Genomic DNA, 18667 nt, shown 5'->3' on the forward strand with positions numbered 1-18667 from the left:
TTCGTCAGGGTGCCGTCATTCGGGGGATCAGTCGTCGGCCTCGCGCTGGCGCATGGGCATGGAGTCGATCAGGCTGATGATCTGCGCGGGATCGACCAGGGTGGTCTGGGACAGCTTGACGCCTCCGTCCTTGCCGATCAGCAGGACCGCGAAGCCTGTCCCCACCCGGTCGCGCAGATCGGCGGCACCCGGCCCTTCGGTCAGGACGACCACCTGGCGTTCGACAAGGGCGGGGGTTTCCGTCCGCAACGCGTCCAGTTGCGCTTCGACCTCGGGGCCCTCGCCCAGAACCACGACGGGACGGGACGTCCATTGCAATTTGGTCAGGGTATCGGGCTGGATCGGGGTGACGCTCAGCGTCATCGCGCCGCTGCGCATGGTATCGGCAGGGGACATCGCGGGGGCGGATGCCAGAAACAGTGCTGTAAGACAGGCCTGTCGCATCGAATTCTCCTATCGGTTGAGAATAGGACGCCCCGGCCCGCTGAACGGTTCCCGCCGAGGTCTCGATGCCGCCGCTTGACGCCTATCTCAGCCCACAATCGCAGCAGGCGGTCATTGCCGGGATGTTCCTGTCCTTCGGCTGGCTGGTCGTGGCCGCCCAGACTCGTAGTCACGACGCCCGCCTGCGGCGCGATGGCGAAAGGGCCGCTCAGATGATGGGGGATTACCTGTCGTTGATGGCCGAGACGCGCGATTGCGGCATTCATGCCATCCGGGTGCTGACGGAGTGCCTGAGAGGCGGACCGGATGCGGTCGAGGCGATGCTGGACGCGGACGAGGCAGAGACCATCGCGCAGCTAAACCGGCACCTGCCCGACGAACTGGCGCAGATGCGCGCCCGTCTGGAGGCGGTCAGTACCCGATCTTCGGACCCGAGAGGCCGGTGATGGGACGCAATCCGATGGCCCGCACAATTTCATTGGCACGGCTGAGAACGGGCGTCTTGGCATCGGGGCGGGCGGTCTGTTCAGGGCGACGGTTAGGCGCAGCCTGCGTCTTGGCGACGGTCCGGGTCGAAAGCTCCTTGCGCGGTTCTGCCATGATCGGTCCCCTTCTTCGCGCCGATGATCGGTGCGTCATGTCTGATGATATAAGAAACGCGGGGCATTTCCACAAGTTTCATGGCCCGGCCTATCGCAGGGTGCTGCCCCGGCCTATTTCCTGGCGGCGCAATGGCAGCCGGTCGATGGCGCGGCCGATCTCGCGGACGTCCCAGGGCGAGGGTCGGCGGATCTTGATTTGTCCGTCCTTGTCGATCAGCACCAGCGAAAAGCCACGCGGATGCAGTCTTTGCCTCCAGATGCTGTCCGCGGCAGGATCAGTGTCCAGAATCACGACCGCATCGCGGGCGGCCAACGCCACGGCACCGCGTTCCAGCGCCTCCAGTTGTTCGACGAAGGCTGGATCGCCCGGCGTTTCGGCAAAGACCACGACGGGGCGCTGCTTCCACAGGAAATCATCGGGCGCGACATCGGCGGCATCAAGAAAGCTGGCTTCGGGGGCAGCCGGCAGCACGGGATCGTTGGGCTCTGTGCTGCTTTGCGCGATGGGAGGCAGGCGCGCGGGGTTGGACCGGGGCACGCTGTCGGCATCGGGCGGCGGCGCATCGCGACCGGGTCCCATGGCCGAAAGGGCCATCACGAAAAACAGAAATTTGAACTTCATCGGCACCTCGTCATACCTTGAATATAGGGTGGAACGGGCCGCGGGAAAGGATGGATCATGACAAAACCCACGCTGCAGGACTGGCGGAGCCTTGCCCAGAAGGAACTGAAGGGTCGCGATCCCGAGGATCTGACCTGGAACACACTGGAAGGCATCGCGGTCAAACCGCTCTATACCCAGGACGACGTCGAAGGGTTGGATCATCTGGGCACCCTGCCCGGCTTCGGCCCCTTTACCCGCGGTCCGCGCGCCACGATGTATGCCGGCCGCCCCTGGACGATCCGGCAATATGCGGGCTTTTCCACGGCCGAGGAATCGAACGCCTTCTATCGCCGCGCACTGGCCGCGGGGCAGCAGGGCGTGTCGGTGGCCTTCGACCTGGCCACCCATCGCGGCTATGACAGTGACCATCCGCGGGTCGAGGGGGACGTGGGCAAGGCCGGCGTCGCCATCGATTCGGTCGAGGACATGAAGATCCTGTTCGACGGCATCCCGCTGGACAAGGTCAGCGTGTCGATGACCATGAACGGCGCGGTCATCCCCATCCTGGCAAATTTCATCGTCACCGGAGAGGAGCAGGGCCATTCGCGCGCCGTGCTGTCCGGGACCATCCAGAACGACATCCTGAAGGAGTTCATGGTCCGCAACACCTATATCTATCCGCCCGAACCCAGCATGCGGATCATCGCGGACATCATCGAATACACCTCGGCCGAGATGCCCAAATTTAACAGTATCTCGATTTCCGGCTATCACATGCAGGAAGCCGGGGCGAACCTGGTCCAGGAGCTGGCCTATACCCTGGCCGACGGGCGCGAATATGTGCGCGCGGCAATTGCTGCTGGGATGGACGTGGATGCCTTCGCGGGGCGGCTGTCATTCTTTTTCGCGATCGGCATGAACTTCTTCATGGAAATCGCCAAGCTGCGCGCCGCCCGCCTGCTGTGGCACCGCATCATGTCGGAATTCGAACCCAACAAGCAGGGCAGCCTGATGCTGCGCACGCATTGCCAGACATCAGGCGTGTCCCTGCAGGAGCAGGACCCCTACAACAACGTCATCCGCACCGCATACGAGGCGATGTCGGCGGCGCTTGGCGGCACGCAGTCGCTGCACACCAACGCGCTGGATGAGGCGATCGCCCTGCCGACCGATTTCAGCGCCCGCATCGCGCGCAACACCCAGCTGATCCTGCAGGAGGAGACGGGCATCACCCATGTCGTCGATCCGCTGGCCGGGTCGTATTATATCGAGAACCTGACGGCGGAACTGGCCGACAAGGCCTGGGCGCTGATCGAGGAGGTCGAGGAGATGGGCGGCATGACCAAGGCCGTGGCCAGCGGCATGCCCAAGCTGCGCATCGAGGAGACGGCCGCGCGGCGCCAGGCCCTGATCGACAGGGGCCAGGACGTGATCGTCGGCGTCAACAAGTACCGCAAGGACAAGGAAGATCCGATCGACATCCTGGACGTGGACAACGTCAAGGTGCGCGCGTCCCAGGTGGCGCGACTGGAAGGCATCCGCGCCACCCGCGATCAGGACGCCTGCGATGCGGCCTTGGCCGAACTGACCCGCCGCACCCGCGAGGGTGGCAACCTGCTGGAGGCCGCCGTCGAGGCCGCCCGCGCCCGTGCAACCGTCGGAGAGATCAGCATGGCCATGGAAGAGGAATTCGGGCGCCACCGCGCCGAGGTGCGTACCCTGGCAGGTGTTTATGGCGCCGCCTATGAGGGCGACGAAGGCTTTGTCCAGATCCAGCGCGATGTCGAAACCTTTGCCGAGGAGGAAGGCCGCCGCCCGCGCATGCTGGTCGTCAAGATGGGCCAGGATGGGCATGACCGCGGCGCCAAGGTGATCGCCACGGCCTTTGCCGATATCGGTTTCGACGTCGATGTCGGCCCCCTGTTCCAGACCCCCGAGGAGGCCGCACAGGACGCCATCGACAACGACGTCCACGTGATTGGCATCAGCAGCCAGGCCGCAGGGCACAAGACCCTGGCCCCCAAGCTGATCCAGGCGCTGAAGGATGCGGGCGCAGGCGACATCCTGGTCATCTGCGGCGGGGTCATCCCACAGCAGGACTACGAATTCCTGCAAAAGGCGGGCGTCAAGGCGATCTTCGGGCCCGGAACCAACATCCCTTCGGCCGCGGCCGACATCCTGAAGCTGATCCGCGCCACGCGCCCATGATTGCGTCCCGCGGCGGCCGGGGGGCTTCGCACCCCCCGGACCCCCTGCGCAATCATGCCGATATGGCCACGGCAGGCGTTGTCTTGGCGGCGGTCGTGTGAAACGCTGGCGGGCAAACGGCAAGGACCCGACATGAGCGACGGACGCAACGGAGCGATCAAGCAGATCATCTGCATCAAGTGGGGCGCGAAATTCGGGCCCGAATACGTCAACCGCCTGCACGCGATGGTGGCGCGCAACATCACGCCTCCGTTCCGGCTGTTCTGTTTCACCGATGACGGAACCGGGTTGCATCCCGACGTCGCCGTCAGGCCGCTGCCGGAATTCGCCTATGATACGCCGGTGCGGACCAAGGGCAAATGGCCCAAGTCGCGTCTATGGGGCGATCTGGGCGATGTCACGGGGGTCGTGCTGTTCCTGGATCTGGACGTCATCGTCACGGGCAACCTGGATCCCTTCTTTGAATTCGGCGATCCGAACGATACCGTGCTTGGCCGCAACCCCAACACGCCCCTCGAAAAAATGGGCCAGACATCGGTCTATCGCATGACGGTCGGACATCTTGCGCCGCTGCAGCAGATATTCCGCGCCGATCCGCAGGGCATCGCCGATCAGTACAAATACGAACAGCGCTTCGTGACCCGCAACGCGCCGGGCGGCGTCAAGTTCTGGCCCAAGGGCTGGCTGGCGCATTTCCGCTTTCACTGCATCCCGAACTTTCCGATGAACTATTTGAAGGAACCGCGCATCCCTAAGGGCACGCGCATCGTGATGTTTCCCGGCAACCTGAACCCGCCCGACGCCATCGCAGGCCGGTGGGACGAAGCCGACCCGGTACGCAGCCCGTCCCAGCACCTGAAGGCGGCCTTTGCCCCCGACCGGCGGGAAAGCTTCTTGAAGCATATCCGCCATTTCGTCCGCCCAACCACCTGGGTGGACAAGCTGTGGCGCGAATGACCGATGGCATTGCCGCGCGCCCCTGACCGTCTGCCCGACGAGATGGCGCTGGCCATCGGACATGCCGTCGCCGCCTTCGGTTTCCTGGAGGAGGCGCTGAAGCGCGCCATCTTTTCCCTGACCCGCAAGGGGCTGGGACAGGATGCCGAGGAAACGGCCCTGCAATCCTGGCTGCAGCGGATGGAGGAGATTGCCGACGACACGCTTGGCACGCTGATCGACAGCTTTGTCGCATCGGCCAAGGGGGCCGATGACCTGGATCAGTTGGCGCGCGACCTGCGACGGCTGCGGGTGCTGCGCAACCTGTTGTGCCATGCGTCGTGGCGACCGGGCGACCAGCCCGGCATGTGGCATCCGACCTTCATCAACACCCGGGGCGAACGTCATCCCGACGACATGGGCGCCGATGACATCGCGGCTATCCGCGACGACACCTTGTCGGCGGCACGACGCGTCGTGCGGATCATGCGCGCCACCGGGATCGAGGGCCAGTGGGCCGGGATGGCGGATGTCACGCCCTAAACCGTGTCTGTGACATTTTCAGCGCGCCGGACCCGCCCCATGCAGCATCAAGCACCGTCTTCCCCTGTTTCCCGCGTTGCAGAACGGCCCGTCACAGGCTAACACCCGCGAAATCAAAGACGAGAGGCACTTATGTCGTCCCCCCTCCGCCTTGGCATCGCCGGGCTTGGCACCGTCGGGATCGGTGTCGTCAAGATCATTCAGAAACACGCCGACCTGCTGGCTAAGCGGTCCGGTCGCCAGGTCAGCATCACCGCTGTTTCGGCCCGCGACCGAATGAAGAACCGCGATGCGGATCTGTCGGGCTATCGTTGGGAAAGCGATCCGATGACGGTGGCGACGGCCGACGATGTCGATGTCTATGTCGAACTGGTCGGTGGCGATGCTGGCGTGGCCCGCGACACGATCGAGGCGGCGTTGCGGTCCGGCAAGGATGTCGTCACCGCCAACAAGGCGTTGCTGGCGATGCACGGTCAGCACTTGGCACAACTGGCCGAGAGCCTGGGCCGCGTCATCCGCTTTGAGGCGGCGGTGGCAGGCGGCATTCCCGTCATCAAGACGATGACCGAATCCATGGCCGGGAACCAGATCAACCGGGTGATGGGCGTCATGAATGGCACCTGCAACTATATCCTGACGCGGATGGAAAGCGCCGGCCTGCCCTATGAGGCCGTCTTCGAGGAAGCCCGCCAGTTGGGCTACCTCGAGGCTGATCCCAACCTGGATGTCGGCGGCATCGATGCGGGCCACAAGCTGGCAATTCTGTCCTCGATCGCCTTCGGAACCCAGGTCAGCTTTGGCGATGTCGAGCTGGAGGGGATCGAGCGCATCAGCATCGACGATATCCGCCGCGCGTCGGACATGGGATACCGCATCAAGCTGCTGGGGATCGCGCAGATGACCGCGCGGGGCCTGGAACAGCGCATGTCGCCCTGTCTGGTGCCCGCCGACAGCCCGCTTGGCCAACTGGTCGGCGGCACGAACATGGTCGTCATCGAGGGCGACGCCGTAGGCCAGATCGTGCTGCGCGGTGCGGGCGCAGGCGAAGGTCCGACCGCCAGCGCCGTCCTGTCAGATATCGTGGAAATTGCGCGCGGTGTGCGCCTGCCGGTCTTTGGTCAGCCCGCCAGCGACCTCAAGGCGGCACAGCCCGCCCGGACGGCCATTCCCGCGGCCTACTACATCCGGTTGGAATTGCAGGACAAACCGGGCGCACTGGCCAAGGTGGCGACGGTGCTGGGCGATGCCGGGATCTCGATCGACCGGATGCGTCAGTATGGCCAGCACAGCCCGGCCAGCGTGCCCGTGCTGGTCGTCACCCACAAGACCACCCCCGAGGCGATCGATTTCGCCATTGAAGCCCTGCCCCGCACCGGCGTTCTGGTCAGCGACCCCGTCGAATTGCGGATCGAGGAAGTCTGAGCGAAGCCGGGGGCCTTCACGGTCCCCCGGCCCCATGCCAGAGCCCCGACAGAATCACCCAGGGCCTTGCGCGACCGTTCACCGTTCAGCTGATGATAGTGCCGTCAAAGGCCCCCATCTTGCGGCCTGCAGGTGAAGACGGGCCAGATTTTTTCTTTGCATCAGAAACTGGTTCCCGAAGGATGGCCGGGACCGACCGTCACGGGCGATCCCGCTGACGTGCTTGACAAAAGTGCAGACTTATCGACGCCAAGCCGGGAAATGGCCAGGTTTCCTGCGATCTTGGTGTATAAAACCTTAACGAACATGTCGTGGCGTTGCCGTTTCGACGGCCCGATAGGGATGGGATCAGACAACTCGAACCCGTCGAAAGGCCAAAGAATGAGCATTCCGCTTGCAAACCAGCACCTGACTTTGTTCGGCATCCGCCCTGCCGCCGCGGCGGATCTGACGGCAGATCAGCGAAACATCTTCCAACGTCCCATCACCGTCGCCACCGAGGGGGTGCCTGAGATCGGCCAAGGTCAGGCCTCGGGCGAGATGACGGGCGAGACGTCGTCGGAATGGCTGCGAAAGGCGGAAAGCTATCGCAGCGGTGCGGCGGCAAGCCAGCAAGCCAAAGATGCGGACACACCGACTGAACCCCGACCTGAACCAGAGGCCGCACGACCCGAAATGGCGGAACAGCCCGAACCGGCCCCGCAGGCTGAACCGGCCCCGCAGCCTGAACCCGCCGCTCGCACCGAAGAGCCAGCCAAGGCTGCGGACAGGGCGGAACCTGCACCCCCACGACGCGGTGGCCTTCTGGACGGGCTCTGGCGCGGCTGATGATCAAAAGAAAGGGGGCCGCAACCGCGACCCCCTTTTGCATTGCTATACGCCCGGCTCAGTGCTTGGCCGCCTCCAGCGCCGCGACGCCGGGAAGAGTCTTGCCCTCCATCCATTCAAGGAAGGCGCCACCGGCCGTCGAAATGAAGGTGAAGTCCTGCGACGCACCCGCCTTGTTCAGCGCGGCGACCGTATCCCCACCACCCGCGACGGACACCAGCTGGCCATTGCGCGTCAGTTCGGCAGCAACCTGGGCGGCGGCATTGGTTGCGGCGTCGAAGGGCTCGATCTCGAAGGCGCCGAGGGGGCCGTTCCAGATCAGCGTCTTGCAGGCGGTCATCGCCTCGCGCAGGGCATCGACGGTCTGCGGACCGGCATCCAGGATCATGGCGTCGGCAGGACATTCGGCGACCGGCAGGGTCTGGCTCTCGGCGCCGGCCTTGAATTCGCGCGCCACGACGATGTCGACCGGCAGGTGGATCTTGCAGCCGGTCTGCTCGGCCTTTTCCAGGATCGACCGTGCGGTGTCGGCCATGTCGCGTTCGGCCAGGGATTTGCCGACCTCGACGCCCTGGGCGACCAGGAAGGTGTTGGCCATGCCGCCGCCGATGACCAGGTGATCGACCTTTTCGGCAAGGTTCGTCAGCAGGTCCAGCTTGGACGACACCTTGGCGCCGCCGACCACCGCCATCACGGGACGTTGCGGATCGCCCAGGGCCGCTTCCAGCGCCAGCAGCTCGGCCTCCATCAGGCGGCCGGCGGCGGCGTTCAGCAGCCGCGCCAGTCCTTCGGTCGAGGCATGGGCGCGATGCGAGGCCGAAAACGCGTCGTTCACATAGACCCCACCAAGGGCCGCCAGCGACGCGGCGAAGGTGGCGTCGTTGGTTTCCTCACCCTCGTGGAAGCGGGTGTTCTCCAACAGCGCAATCTGGCCCGGTTCCAGCGCGGCGACGACGCGCTTGGCTGGGCCGCCAATGCAGTCGTCGGCAAAGACGACAGGCTGGCCAAGTGCCGCTTCCAGCGCGGGCACGATCTGCTTCAGGCTCATGGTATCGACCCGCTTGCCCTTGGGGCGGTCGAAATGGGCCAGCAGGACGGGAATGCCGCCCTTGGCCTGAATGTCCTTGACGGTCGGGATGATCTTGTCGATGCGCGTGGTATCGGTCACCTGGCCATTTTCCACCGGCACGTTCACGTCGACGCGCGTCAGGACGACCTTTCCTTCCAGATCCATATCGTCGAGCGTGTTGAACTTGGGCATGAGACGTCCTTTCGGGCTGTGCGCGTTGTCTTGGCTTGTCCCCGATGGCGTGCGCGACGTCAACTGCGGGGATGTCCCGGCCTGCGCATCTTCCCGCCTGTGGCGGCGCGCGGCGGACCCGTCACGGTTTCGCGCGTTGCCCTTGGGGCGGACAATGCCTAGATCAGGGGTCGAACATGCCAAAGGAGGGCCTTATGGCCGATTACAAAGACCCCGAGAATACCATCATCATCACGCTGAAGGACGGCCCCGTCGTCATCGAGCTGCTAAACGATGTCGCCCCCAAGCATGCCGAACGGATGAAGGAACTGGCCCGCGCCGGTGCCTATGACAATGTCGCGTTCCACCGCGTCATCGAAGGCTTCATGGCCCAGACCGGCGACGTCCAGAACGCCAACATGGAAAAGGACTATAACCCCGGCCGCGCAGGCACCGGCGGTTCGGACAAGCCCGACCTTCCGGCTGAATTTTCCAAGCTGCCCCATGACCGCGGCACGATCGGCGCGGCGCGTTCGGCCAACCCCAATAGCGCCAACAGCCAGTTCTTCATCAACTTCAACGACAACCACTTCCTGAACGGTCAGTACACGGTCTATGGCCGCGTTATTTCCGGGATGGAGCATGTCGACAAGATCCAGCGCGGCGAGCCGCCGGTGAACCCCGACCGCATGATCTCGGTCAAGGTTGCTGCCGATGCGTAACCTGGCACTTATCCCCGCATTCATCGCGCTTGGTGCCGGATCGGCGCTGGCGCAGGCCGCCAACCCGCAGGTCGAGGATACCGACGGCCCGAACATGGTCATCGAGGTCGCCGATGCGGCCGGCGAATCCAAGGGCACCATCGTCCTGGACCTGCGCGAGGACCTGGCCCCGAACCACGTCGCCCGCCTGGTCGAACTGACCAAGGAAGGCGCCTATGACGGCGTCGTCTTCCACCGGGTGATCGACGGCTTCATGGCCCAGACCGGCGATGTGCAGAATGGCAAGCAGGGCGGCGACACCGCGCAGGCCGGCATGGGCGGTTCCGACAAGCCGGACCTGGAGGCCGAGTTCACCGAGACCGAGTTCGACCGCGGCACCGTAGGCATGGCCCGCGCCATGGACCCCAACAGCGCGAACAGCCAGTTCTTCATCGATCTGGCCCCCGCCCCCTTCCTGAACGGCGAATATACCGTCGTCGGTCAACTGATCGAAGGCTGGGACGTGCTGGACGCCATCAAGAAGGGCGACAGCGCCGCCAATGGCGCGGTGTCCGAACCCGACTATATGATGACCGTCACCATTGCCGAAGAAGAAGGCGAAGACGCCTGATCCGACTGGAAAAGGGGGCATCGGCCCCCTTTTTCGCACTTGCGGCACAGCCGTGGCGGGGCCATGCTGCTGTGCAATGAACAAGCTTGAACTTTCGGAGGCGACGCTGATCACCCCATCGGGGCGGATCGACCGCGAACGCCATGGCTGGCGGGCGAAATGCCTGCAACGGTTGGTGCGCATGGACCTGCCCGTGCCGCGCAGCTTTGCCATATGCTGCAACACCGTGCGCCTGATCGCCCAAGGGCGCAGCATTGGCTGCGAGGTTCTGCAGGACATTCTTTCGGGCAGCGGGCTGGTCAGCGTGCGCCCCTCGGCGGTTATGCCGGAATGGGGCGGGCCGGGAACGGTGCTGAATGTCGGCATCAACGATGCGCTGCACAGGACGCTGGTCGATCGGATCGGACAGGCCAATGCCGATGCGGTCTATCTGTCCTTTGTGCAAAGCTATGCGATCCATATTGCACGGCTGGACCCAGACATGTTCACCCAGGATGGTCCCGACGCCCTGGCGCAGGCCCTGCGCAGCTATCAAGACGAGATGGACGCCCCCTTCCCCCAGGACCCGGCCGAACAGCTGTCTCAGGTTCTGCGGTCCATGGCGCGGGCCTGGGACGGCCCCACGGCGCGGCTGTTGCGCCAGGCCAAGGGTGCGCCCGCCGATGCGCCCCTGGGGTTGGTGGTGCAGGAAATGGCGCTGGCATTGGGGCCAGGACTGTGCGGGTCGGGATCGATCCAGTTCATCGACCCGGTCACGGGCACGCCGCGTGTCACCGGTCGTTTCCGCGGCCAGCATCACGGCGGCGCCATCGGCGAGGGCGCCGAGACGCTGTACCTGACCAAGGATGATCGCGGCCCGGCGCTGGAAGATACCGCGCCCGACCTTTTCGCTACGTTGTGCGAATTCGGCGCCGCCTGCCGCAAGCGCCTGCGCGAGGAGATGCAGATCGAATTCGTGGTGACCGGCGGTCAGATCTCGGTCATCGACGCGGTGCGCGTGGCCCGCGGATCGCGGGCGGGCGTGCGGATTGCGGTCAGCCTGGCGCGCGACGGCATCATTCCCCATGACGAGGCGCTGATGCGGGTCGAACCCCGTGCCTTGGCCGATCTGCTGCACCATCAGGTGGACCCGCGCGCACCCCGCGATCTGATTGCGCGCGGCATCGACGCCAGCCCCGGCGCGGCCACCGGCAACCTGGTGTTTTCGGCCACAGCGGCGCAGGCCGCCAATGCGCGCGGCGACGCCTGCATCCTGGTCCGGCGCGAAACCGGCCCCGAGGATATCCGCGGCATGCATGCTTCGGTCGCGGTGCTGACGGAACGCGGCGGCACGACCAGCCACGCGGCAGTGATCGCCCGCGGGCTGGGTCTGCCCTGCATCGTCGGCGCGAACGGCATCGTCATCGACGCCCGCAACCGCACCCTGCGCGCCGGCGACCGGGTGCTGAAGGAAGGCGACGTCATCACCATCGACGGCAGTTCGGGCGAAGTGCTGGCCGGCAGCGCCGTCCTGCTGCCCCCGGCGCTGGACGATGCCTTCACCCAACTGATGGACTGGGCCGCGCAGGCGGGGGGCCTCAAGGTCCGGGCCAATGCCGACACACCCGAGGATGCCAAGACCGCGCGCCGCTTTCAGGCCCAAGGCATCGGGCTGTGCCGGACCGAGCATATGTTCTTTGACGCCGACCGCCTGCCCGCCATGCGCGAGATGATCTTTGCCGACACGCCCGAAGACCGCCGACTGTCGCTGGATCGCATCCTGCCGATGCAGCGCAAGGATTTCAGCAGCCTGTTCGAGATCATGGCCGGCCTGCCCGTCACCATCCGCCTGTTCGACCCGCCGCTGCACGAATTCCTGCCCCATGAACGCGAAGGCATGCGCGAACTGGCGGAATCGCTGGACCTGCCTTTGTCGGACGTCATCCGCCGCGTCGAGGCCCTGACCGAATTCAACCCCATGCTGGGGATGCGCGGCGTCCGCCTGGGGATCACCGTCCCCGAGATCTATGACATGCAGGCCCGCGCCATCTTCGAGGCGACGGTCGATGCCAGCCGCAAGGGCGATCCCGTCGTCCCCGAAATCATGATCCCCCTGGTCAGCGCCATGCGCGAGGTCGAACTGGTCAAGACCCGCATCGACGCCGTCGCCGCCGCCGTCCGCAACGAACGGCGCGTCGATTTCACCTATCGACTTGGCGTCATGGTCGAAACGCCCCGCGCGGCGCTGCGGGCGGGGGACATCGCCGCCCATTCGGCATTCCTGTCCTTCGGCACAAACGACCTGACGCAGATGACCTATGGCCTGTCGCGCGATGATGCGGGGCGGTTCATGGGCACCTATGTCGGTCAGGGTGTCTATGCCGAGGACCCGTTCCACGTCCTGGACGAAGACGGCGTCGGAGAGCTGATCCTGACGGGTGTCCAGCGCGCGCGCAGGCAGTCGCCGGGGATCACCATCTCGGTCTGCGGGGAACATGGGGGCAACCCGGAATCCATCGCCTTCTGCCATGATGCGGGCGTGGATTACGTGTCCTGTTCACCGTTCCGCGTTCCGGTGGCGCGTCTGGCCGCCGCCCAGTCCGCGATCCGCAGCCGGAAAACGCGCGAATCCCATTGATTCTGCAACCTTTAGTTGCGACCCCGCGCCCCCCCATTTTAGGGGCGCTTTTGGCCGTTTGTGCCAATTCCCGCCGGAAGCTGAACATTCCGGTGGCGGATTCACGCCCAAAACGGGCTTGAAGGGCTCGGTTCCCCATCTCACGGGCTTGTGGGATAGCGCCGGGCATCAGGAAAATCCTAATCACTGCGTCAGACCGCGCGACCGCTTCAGTCTGCCCTGAAGACCGCGCCTTAACGCCCTCTCAACGGGTTCCTGATATAGGACTATCCATGCCCATGCTGCTGTCACGGCTGGCGCACGTCTGCTTATGTGCCGCCACTGCCATACCCCTCATCGCGACAAGCGCCTCTGCCGGTGGCAGCGGATCGCTTTTCTCCTCGGAAGCCGGGCTTTTTGGCTCGTTGCAGGCTGCGGCGAACATGCCCCGTCCTACGCCGCTTCTATACACGGATGCCGAGCCTGTGGAAGTGCAAATTTCTCCCGATGAACCGGCTGCCCAGCTTCATCTTGCAAGCGCCAAGACGCGGTATTCAAAAGAAGATCTGAGCTGCCTGGCCGAGGCCCTCTATCACGAGGCCCGCGGCGAGGGTGCACAGGGACAGCGCGCGGTCGCTGAGGTGATTCTGAACCGTGTCGACAGCCGCTCTTTCCCGACCAGCGTCTGCGGTGTCATCAACCAGCCCAGCCAGTTCAGCTATACGATCGGCGGTCGCAAACCGATCCGCAACAAGGCCGCCTATCTTCGCGCCGTGGATATCGCGCAGGACGCCTTGTCGGGGGCACCGCGCCAGCTGACCGGAGGCGCCACTTATTTCCACACGCCCGCCGTTCGCCCGGCCTGGTCGCGCCGCTTCCAGAAGACCGTCCAGATCGGCCGCCACATCTTCTATCGCACCGGCCAGCGGATCGCATCTAACTGATCGGCGGGGCTTGTCGAACCGCGCGATTTCCTGTGAATGGCGGTCATGGAACAAGCTGACCGTATCTTTCTGCGCGACCACGTGCTTTCCGCCGAAATCGGCGCCTTCCAGTCCGAACGCGGGCTGGATCAGCGGTTGCGGTTCAACATCACCGTCGATCTGCGCGACAGCGTCGCGGGCACGGATGACCATGTCGATCACATCCTGTCCTACGACGTGCTGACGCAGGCCGTCACGACCGCACTGGCCGACCAGCGCTATAACCTGGTCGAGACCCTGGCCGAAAAGATCGCCGCCGAGGTTCTGGCCCATCCCCGCGCCGCCCGGGTGGATGTGACGGTAGAAAAGCTGGATCGTGGGCCGGGCGCGCTTGGCGTGTCGATCACGCGCAAGGCGGGCCGTCTGGCGGCGACCGGTATCGCGGTCGAACCCGTCATCCTGGTCCATGCCACTGGGGCGCCCCTGCCCCAGGATGGCGTCATCATCGTTCCGTCCGCGCCGGGCCTGCCCTTGCCAAAGGGCGGCGATCAGCGGCGCATCGCCCTTCTGGCGATGGACCAGGCGGCTTGGGCACTGGCCGGCCTGCTGGACCTGGAGGTCGCCGAGACCCGGACCGAGTTGGATGCCGCCGCGCTGTCGGGCCAAAAGGTGGTCTGGGCACCAAGTCGTCTTGCCGCCGATGACGCCGCGGCCGGTCAGACCGGTGAAAGCCTGGGGCTGTGGCTGGCCCGCCGCCTTCAGGCCGGATCGATCACCTTCGCCCTGCCGGACGACGCCCCCCTTCCCGTTCCGGACGGGAATTTCCCTGCCAGGATCGGTCGCGTCGCGGTGCCATGAGAACCACCCCCATGACCGAAGATCACGCCTATTACCGCCCCATTCCACAGGCCGAAGGGGGCCGCTGGCCATTGGCGGGCGGCTGGACCGGTTTCACCCTGCTGGAACGCCTTGAGCGCGGCAAGCCGCCCCAGGTGGTGGCCGAGGCCCCCGATGCCGTCATGCGCGCCTTGACCAGCCCCCGTCCATCGATCACGGGGCTGACCATGGATCGCCCGCGCCTGATGGGCATCGTCAACGCCACGCCCGACAGTTTCTCCGACGGCGGCAGTTATGACGCCATCGCCCAAGCCCAGGCTCTGATCCGGGACGGCGCCGACTTCCTGGACATCGGCGGCGAATCGACCCGCCCCGGCGCCTCCGAGGTGCCGGTGGCCGAAGAAACCGCCCGTATCCTGCCCGCCATCGCCGCGATGGCGGGGCACGTTCCGGTTTCGGTCGACACCCGCAAGGCTGTGGTCGCCCGTGCGGCTTTGCAGGCAGGGGCGGCGATGGTCAATGACGTGTCGGGCTTTGATTTCGATGCCGATCTGCCCGGCGTTGTTGCCCAGAGCGGCCTGCCCGTCTGCCTGATGCATGCCCAGGGCCTGCCGCAGGACATGCAGGATGATCCGCGCTATGATGATGTGGTACTGGACGTCTATGATGCACTGCGGGAGCGGATCGGGCGCGCCGTCGCGGCAGGAATTCGCGCAGACCGGATCGTGATCGATCCGGGCATCGGATTCGGCAAGACACAGGCGCATAATCTGGCGATCCTGCGGCGGATATCGCTGTATCACGGGCTGGGCTGTCCGATCCTTCTGGGCGTGTCGCGCAAGCGGTTCATTGGCCAGATCGGTGGCGCAGACACACCACGGGACCGGGTGCCCGGCACGCTGGCCCTGACGCTGGCGGCCGTCGCGCAGGGCATCCAGATCCACCGCGTGCACGATGTCGCGGAACACGCACAAGGGCTGCGTCTGATCGCCGCCCTCAACGAGAACGGAAGGACAGGGACATGAGCAGAAAGTTTTTCGGAACCGACGGGGTGCGCGGACGCGCCAACACCTATCCCATGACCGCCGAAATGGCGCTGCGCCTGGGTGCCGCCGCGGGGCGTTATTTCCGCCGCGACGGTCGCAACCGGCACCGGGTGGTGATCGGCAAGGACACGCGGCTGTCGGGCTATATGCTGGAAAACGCGCTGACGGCGGGGCTGACCAGCACCGGCATGAACGTGCTGCTGCTGGGGCCGGTGCCGACGCCCGCGGTAGGTTTCCTGACGCGGTCGATGCGGGCCGATCTGGGGATCATGATCTCGGCCAGCCACAACCCGGCCGAGGATAACGGCATCAAGTTCTTCGGCCCCGACGGCTTCAAGCTGTCGGACGAGGCCGAGGCCGAGATCGAGGCCATCGTCGGCGGCGAGATCGAACCGGCCCAGCCCTGCAATATCGGTCGTGCCAAGCGCATCGACGACGGGCGCGGGCGTTACATGGAATATGCCAAGACCACGCTTCCCTCGGGTCTGCGGCTGGACGGGCTGAAGGTGGTGCTGGATTGCGCCCATGGTGCCGCCTATCGCGCCGCCCCCGATGTGCTGTGGGAACTGGGCGCGGACGTCATCCCGCTTGGCGTCAAGCCCGATGGTTTCAACATCAATGACGGCGTCGGCAGCACCCACCCCGAGGCCTGCGCCGCCGCCGTGCGCGACCATGGCGCGCATTTGGGGATCAGCCTGGACGGCGATGCCGACCGCGTGGTGATCGTCGATCAGAACGGCAAGGTGGCCGATGGCGACCAGATCATGGCGCTTCTGGCGGCACGTTGGGCCGCTCAGGGGCGTCTGGCGGGTGGGGCGCTGGTGGCGACCGTCATGTCGAATTTGGGGCTGGAACATTTCCTGCAGGCCCGCAACCTGCGGCTCGAGCGCACGCAGGTGGGCGACCGCTATGTTGTCGAACGCATGCGTGAAGGCGGCTTCAACCTGGGCGGCGAACAGTCGGGCCATATCGTCATGACCGACTATGCCACCACGGGTGACGGCTTGGTCGCGGCGATGCAAGTGCTGGCGGCCATGGCCGAAACCGGCCAGCCCGCAAGCGAGCTGGTGTCACAGTTCCAGCCGGTGCCGCAGCTGCTGAAGAACGTCCGCTATGCCCAGGGCGCCGATCCGCTGTCGCAGGACGCCGTCCGCAAGGTCATCGCCGATGCCGAGGCGCGGCTGGCGGGTTCGGGGCGCGTCCTGATCCGCAAATCTGGCACCGAACCTCTGATCCGCGTCATGGCCGAAGCGGAGGACGAGACCACCCTGCACGAGGTCGTTGACGGCATCGTCGCGGCGGTCGAGGTGGCGGCCTGACCTCTTACGGGCAGTCCGTCACCGGATCATAATCGTAGAGCCAATCGAACCGCCCCGGCATCAGCCGGGGCGCGAAACGATCCGCCAGTCGCAGCACACCATGCGCCGCCCGCCGCTTGATCCCCTGCAGGTGATAGTTGCGGGCATTGTCGTTGGCCGCCTGGACGATGCGCGTCACGCGCGGTTGCCTGACCGCCTGATAGCGCGCCAAGGCCGCCCGCGTGTCGGGATCGGCATCCAGGCAGGCCGCGACGGTCCAGGCATCCTCGATCGCCATGCCGGCCCCCTGCGCCAGGAAGGGCAAGGTCGGATGGGCCGCATCGCCCAGCAGCGCCATCCGGTCATCATGCCAACACGTCGCGACCGGGTGCCGGAACAGCCCCCAGATCGACACATCTTCGACCTGTTGCAGCCAGCCCGGAACGCGGCCGCCGAATTCGGCAAAGGCTGCGCGCAGATTGGCGGGATCATCCGCATGGGACCATCCCTCATCCTGCCAGTCGCGGCGTTCCACGACGGCGACGATGTTGCGCAACCCATGCGCCAGCGGATAGCTGACCAGATGCCGCCCCGGCCCCATGAAGACCTGGGCGATGGCGGGGCCGCCGCCCGCATCGGGAATGGTCGCGCGCCATGCGCTCTGGCCCGTGAAGAACGGCACCTGCTGGCCATTCAGCAATTGACGCATGGGGCTTTTCAGACCATCGGCGGCAATAACCAGACCGTCGGGCGGGGACTGGACGCGCTGGTCCAGCCGGATCGTGACGCCCGCCTGGCGGGCAGCCTGTTCCAGAACCCGGATCAGGCGGGGACGATGAACGACCAGGAAACGAGCTTGGGGCCGGTGACGCAGCAGATCCATGCGCAGCACCGCCCGCCCGCGCTGATCGTGCAGATGCACGCCCGCATTACGCAAGGCATGCACTTCCAGCGCCGGGACCACCCCCAACGCATCCAGCACCCGCACCGCATTGGCCGAGATCTGGATGCCCGCGCCCACTTCGGACAGCTGCGGAGCCTGTTCCAGCACGGTGACCTCGGCGCCGCGACGGGCCAGCGCGATGGCCGCCGTCAACCCACCGATGCCCGCGCCGATCACGCTGACGCGTCGGCCCTGCAATGCGTTGGTCATCCCCGGCCCCCTGTCATGAAAAACCCCGCTGATGACCGGCATCGGCGGGGCAGTAGATGCGTTGCGGCGCGACCTCAGTCGTCGCGATGCACGCGTTCCTTGCGCTCGTGACGCTCCTGCGCCTCCAGCGTCATGGTCGCGATGGGGCGGGCGTCAAGGCGGCGCAGGCTGATCGGTTCGCCGGTCATGTCGCAATATCCGTATTCACCGGTTTCGATACGGCGCAGGGCCGCGTCGATCTTGCTGACCAGCTTGCGCTGACGGTCGCGCGTGCGCAATTCCAGCGCGCGGTCGGTTTCCTCGCTGGCGCGATCGGCCAGGTCGGGCACGCTGCGGGCGCTGTCCTGCAACCCCTCCAGCGTTTCGGCCGAAAGATCCTGCAATTCCTGCTTCCAGGCTTCAAGCTTGCGACGGAAATATTCGAGCTGAAGCTCGTTCATGAACGGCTCGTCCTCGGCGGGGCGATAATCCTTGGGAAGGAAGGTCTGGGCTTTCATTACGTCCTCCGGCGGCGCCGGGCGGAGCAAAAATTACCGGCACCTTGCGCGCCCCATTAAAGTATGACTGCCTGCTTGTCACTATGTTTGCGCGGTCTAATTCGATGGGCGGGAAACGGTGTGTCCCTCCGTCAGGCAAATTCGGCCAAGCAATTCAC

The 18667-nt window shown here is 65.5% G+C and carries 19 protein-coding genes; 13 read left to right on the forward strand and 6 right to left on the reverse strand.

Annotated features, from left to right (window positions below):
- Positions 1–27 precede the first annotated feature (27 nt).
- Entirely contained in the window at positions 28–444 is a 417-nt protein-coding gene (locus DKT70_RS07880) for a DUF4174 domain-containing protein (RefSeq protein ID WP_111558628.1), read from the reverse strand.
- Between the two features lie 65 nt (positions 445–509).
- On the opposite strand from DKT70_RS07880, the gene DKT70_RS07885 reads away from it, so the two are divergent.
- A complete protein-coding gene (locus tag DKT70_RS07885) occupies positions 510–890 on the forward strand; it encodes a hypothetical protein (RefSeq protein ID WP_111558629.1) in 381 nt (126 codons plus the stop codon).
- Here the strand turns inward: DKT70_RS07885 and DKT70_RS17770 are convergent.
- Positions 856–1044: a hypothetical protein gene (locus DKT70_RS17770; RefSeq protein WP_146612604.1), complete on the reverse strand. Its 189-nt coding sequence runs from the start codon at positions 1042–1044 to the stop codon at positions 856–858. The two genes, DKT70_RS07885 and DKT70_RS17770, sit on opposite strands and share 35 nt — an antisense overlap.
- A 90-nt stretch (positions 1045–1134) precedes the next feature.
- Positions 1135–1668, reverse strand: coding sequence for a DUF4174 domain-containing protein (locus DKT70_RS07890; RefSeq protein ID WP_233490477.1), 534 nt, complete (start codon positions 1666–1668; stop codon positions 1135–1137).
- 57 nt (positions 1669–1725) lie between these two features.
- Here DKT70_RS07890 and scpA point away from each other — a divergent pair, with 57 nt between their 5' ends.
- From scpA to DKT70_RS18330, 5 genes are all read left to right on the forward strand, one after another.
- On the forward strand, positions 1726–3858 hold the full coding sequence (scpA, locus tag DKT70_RS07895; RefSeq protein WP_111558630.1) for a methylmalonyl-CoA mutase: 2133 nt from the start codon (positions 1726–1728) through the stop codon (positions 3856–3858).
- Between the two features lie 132 nt (positions 3859–3990).
- Positions 3991–4815, forward strand: a complete 825-nt coding sequence (locus DKT70_RS07900) for a glycosyl transferase (RefSeq protein ID WP_111558631.1) — start codon at positions 3991–3993, stop codon at positions 4813–4815.
- Positions 4816–4818: 3 nt separating this feature from the next.
- On the forward strand, positions 4819–5337 hold the full coding sequence (locus DKT70_RS07905) for a hypothetical protein (protein ID WP_111558632.1): 519 nt from the start codon (positions 4819–4821) through the stop codon (positions 5335–5337).
- Between the two features lie 132 nt (positions 5338–5469).
- Positions 5470–6759 (forward strand): homoserine dehydrogenase, encoded by a 1290-nt coding sequence (locus DKT70_RS07910; RefSeq protein ID WP_072296016.1) that lies wholly within the window; start codon positions 5470–5472, stop codon positions 6757–6759.
- Between the two features lie 132 nt (positions 6760–6891).
- A complete protein-coding gene (locus DKT70_RS18330) occupies positions 6892–7587 on the forward strand; it encodes a hypothetical protein (protein WP_233490478.1) in 696 nt (231 codons plus the stop codon).
- Between the two features lie 58 nt (positions 7588–7645).
- Here the strand turns inward: DKT70_RS18330 and DKT70_RS07920 are convergent, their stop codons facing one another.
- The gene (locus DKT70_RS07920; RefSeq protein WP_111558633.1) at positions 7646–8848 is read right to left on the reverse strand and encodes a phosphoglycerate kinase; all 1203 of its coding nucleotides are present in this window, start codon (positions 8846–8848) and stop codon (positions 7646–7648) included.
- A 194-nt stretch (positions 8849–9042) separates the two neighbouring features.
- Between DKT70_RS07920 and DKT70_RS07925 the strand changes: the two genes are divergently transcribed.
- From DKT70_RS07925 to glmM, 7 genes are all read left to right on the forward strand, one after another.
- On the forward strand, positions 9043–9549 hold the full coding sequence (locus DKT70_RS07925; protein ID WP_072296013.1) for a peptidylprolyl isomerase: 507 nt from the start codon (positions 9043–9045) through the stop codon (positions 9547–9549).
- On the forward strand, positions 9542–10159 hold the full coding sequence (locus tag DKT70_RS07930; RefSeq protein ID WP_072296012.1) for a peptidylprolyl isomerase: 618 nt from the start codon (positions 9542–9544) through the stop codon (positions 10157–10159). The genes DKT70_RS07925 and DKT70_RS07930 overlap by 8 nt, the downstream gene beginning before the upstream one ends.
- Positions 10160–10235: 76 nt before the next feature.
- On the forward strand, positions 10236–12776 hold the full coding sequence (locus tag DKT70_RS07935; RefSeq protein WP_111558634.1) for a putative PEP-binding protein: 2541 nt from the start codon (positions 10236–10238) through the stop codon (positions 12774–12776).
- Between the two features lie 272 nt (positions 12777–13048).
- On the forward strand, positions 13049–13699 hold the full coding sequence (locus DKT70_RS07940) for a cell wall hydrolase (protein ID WP_233490479.1): 651 nt from the start codon (positions 13049–13051) through the stop codon (positions 13697–13699).
- A gap of 45 nt (positions 13700–13744) precedes the next feature.
- Positions 13745–14536 carry a dihydroneopterin aldolase gene (locus tag DKT70_RS07945; RefSeq protein WP_111558636.1) on the forward strand — a complete coding sequence of 264 codons (792 nt, stop codon included), beginning with the start codon at positions 13745–13747 and terminating at the stop codon, positions 14534–14536.
- The gene (gene folP / locus DKT70_RS07950) at positions 14533–15540 is read left to right on the forward strand and encodes a dihydropteroate synthase (protein ID WP_407672198.1); all 1008 of its coding nucleotides are present in this window, start codon (positions 14533–14535) and stop codon (positions 15538–15540) included. Before DKT70_RS07945 ends, folP begins: the two co-directional genes overlap by 4 nt.
- Positions 15537–16880, forward strand: coding sequence for a phosphoglucosamine mutase (gene glmM, locus DKT70_RS07955; protein WP_111558638.1), 1344 nt, complete (start codon positions 15537–15539; stop codon positions 16878–16880). The genes folP and glmM overlap by 4 nt, the downstream gene beginning before the upstream one ends.
- Before the next feature lie 4 nt (positions 16881–16884).
- Here glmM and DKT70_RS07960 read toward each other — a convergent pair whose 3' ends face one another.
- Together DKT70_RS07960 and dksA are read right to left on the reverse strand one after the other, a co-directional pair.
- Positions 16885–18012 (reverse strand): FAD-dependent oxidoreductase, encoded by a 1128-nt coding sequence (locus tag DKT70_RS07960; protein ID WP_111558639.1) that lies wholly within the window; start codon positions 18010–18012, stop codon positions 16885–16887.
- A gap of 74 nt (positions 18013–18086) precedes the next feature.
- Positions 18087–18509 (reverse strand): RNA polymerase-binding protein DksA, encoded by a 423-nt coding sequence (gene dksA / locus DKT70_RS07965; protein WP_072296005.1) that lies wholly within the window; start codon positions 18507–18509, stop codon positions 18087–18089.
- Positions 18510–18667: the final 158 nt, after the last annotated feature.

Source organism: Paracoccus sediminilitoris, from assembly GCF_003259195.1.
In the GTDB taxonomy this organism is placed as follows: domain Bacteria; phylum Pseudomonadota; class Alphaproteobacteria; order Rhodobacterales; family Rhodobacteraceae; genus Paracoccus; species Paracoccus sediminilitoris.

Excerpts from the sequence above, each read along its gene's own strand:
- DKT70_RS07935 (WP_111558634.1), top strand. The coding sequence starts at position 10,236 with ATGAACAAGCTTGAACTTTCGGAGGCGACGCTGATCACCCCATCGGGG.
- DKT70_RS07940 (WP_233490479.1), top strand. The coding sequence starts at position 13,049 with ATGCCCATGCTGCTGTCACGGCTGGCGCACGTCTGCTTATGTGCCGCC.
- scpA (WP_111558630.1), top strand. The coding sequence starts at position 1,726 with ATGACAAAACCCACGCTGCAGGACTGGCGGAGCCTTGCCCAGAAGGAA.
- DKT70_RS07920 (WP_111558633.1), bottom strand. The coding sequence starts at position 8,848 with ATGCCCAAGTTCAACACGCTCGACGATATGGATCTGGAAGGAAAGGTC.
- DKT70_RS07900 (WP_111558631.1), top strand. The coding sequence starts at position 3,991 with ATGAGCGACGGACGCAACGGAGCGATCAAGCAGATCATCTGCATCAAG.
- DKT70_RS07885 (WP_111558629.1), top strand. The coding sequence starts at position 510 with ATGCCGCCGCTTGACGCCTATCTCAGCCCACAATCGCAGCAGGCGGTC.
- DKT70_RS07880 (WP_111558628.1), bottom strand. The coding sequence starts at position 444 with ATGCGACAGGCCTGTCTTACAGCACTGTTTCTGGCATCCGCCCCCGCG.
- dksA (WP_072296005.1), bottom strand. The coding sequence starts at position 18,509 with ATGAAAGCCCAGACCTTCCTTCCCAAGGATTATCGCCCCGCCGAGGAC.
- DKT70_RS07945 (WP_111558636.1), top strand. The coding sequence starts at position 13,745 with ATGGAACAAGCTGACCGTATCTTTCTGCGCGACCACGTGCTTTCCGCC.
- glmM (WP_111558638.1), top strand. The coding sequence starts at position 15,537 with ATGAGCAGAAAGTTTTTCGGAACCGACGGGGTGCGCGGACGCGCCAAC.
- DKT70_RS07925 (WP_072296013.1), top strand. The coding sequence starts at position 9,043 with ATGGCCGATTACAAAGACCCCGAGAATACCATCATCATCACGCTGAAG.
- DKT70_RS07910 (WP_072296016.1), top strand. The coding sequence starts at position 5,470 with ATGTCGTCCCCCCTCCGCCTTGGCATCGCCGGGCTTGGCACCGTCGGG.
- DKT70_RS07890 (WP_233490477.1), bottom strand. The coding sequence starts at position 1,668 with ATGAAGTTCAAATTTCTGTTTTTCGTGATGGCCCTTTCGGCCATGGGA.
- DKT70_RS07905 (WP_111558632.1), top strand. The coding sequence starts at position 4,819 with ATGGCATTGCCGCGCGCCCCTGACCGTCTGCCCGACGAGATGGCGCTG.
- DKT70_RS17770 (WP_146612604.1), bottom strand. The coding sequence starts at position 1,044 with ATGGCAGAACCGCGCAAGGAGCTTTCGACCCGGACCGTCGCCAAGACG.
- DKT70_RS07930 (WP_072296012.1), top strand. The coding sequence starts at position 9,542 with ATGCGTAACCTGGCACTTATCCCCGCATTCATCGCGCTTGGTGCCGGA.
- DKT70_RS07960 (WP_111558639.1), bottom strand. The coding sequence starts at position 18,012 with ATGACCAACGCATTGCAGGGCCGACGCGTCAGCGTGATCGGCGCGGGC.
- folP (WP_407672198.1), top strand. The coding sequence starts at position 14,533 with ATGAGAACCACCCCCATGACCGAAGATCACGCCTATTACCGCCCCATT.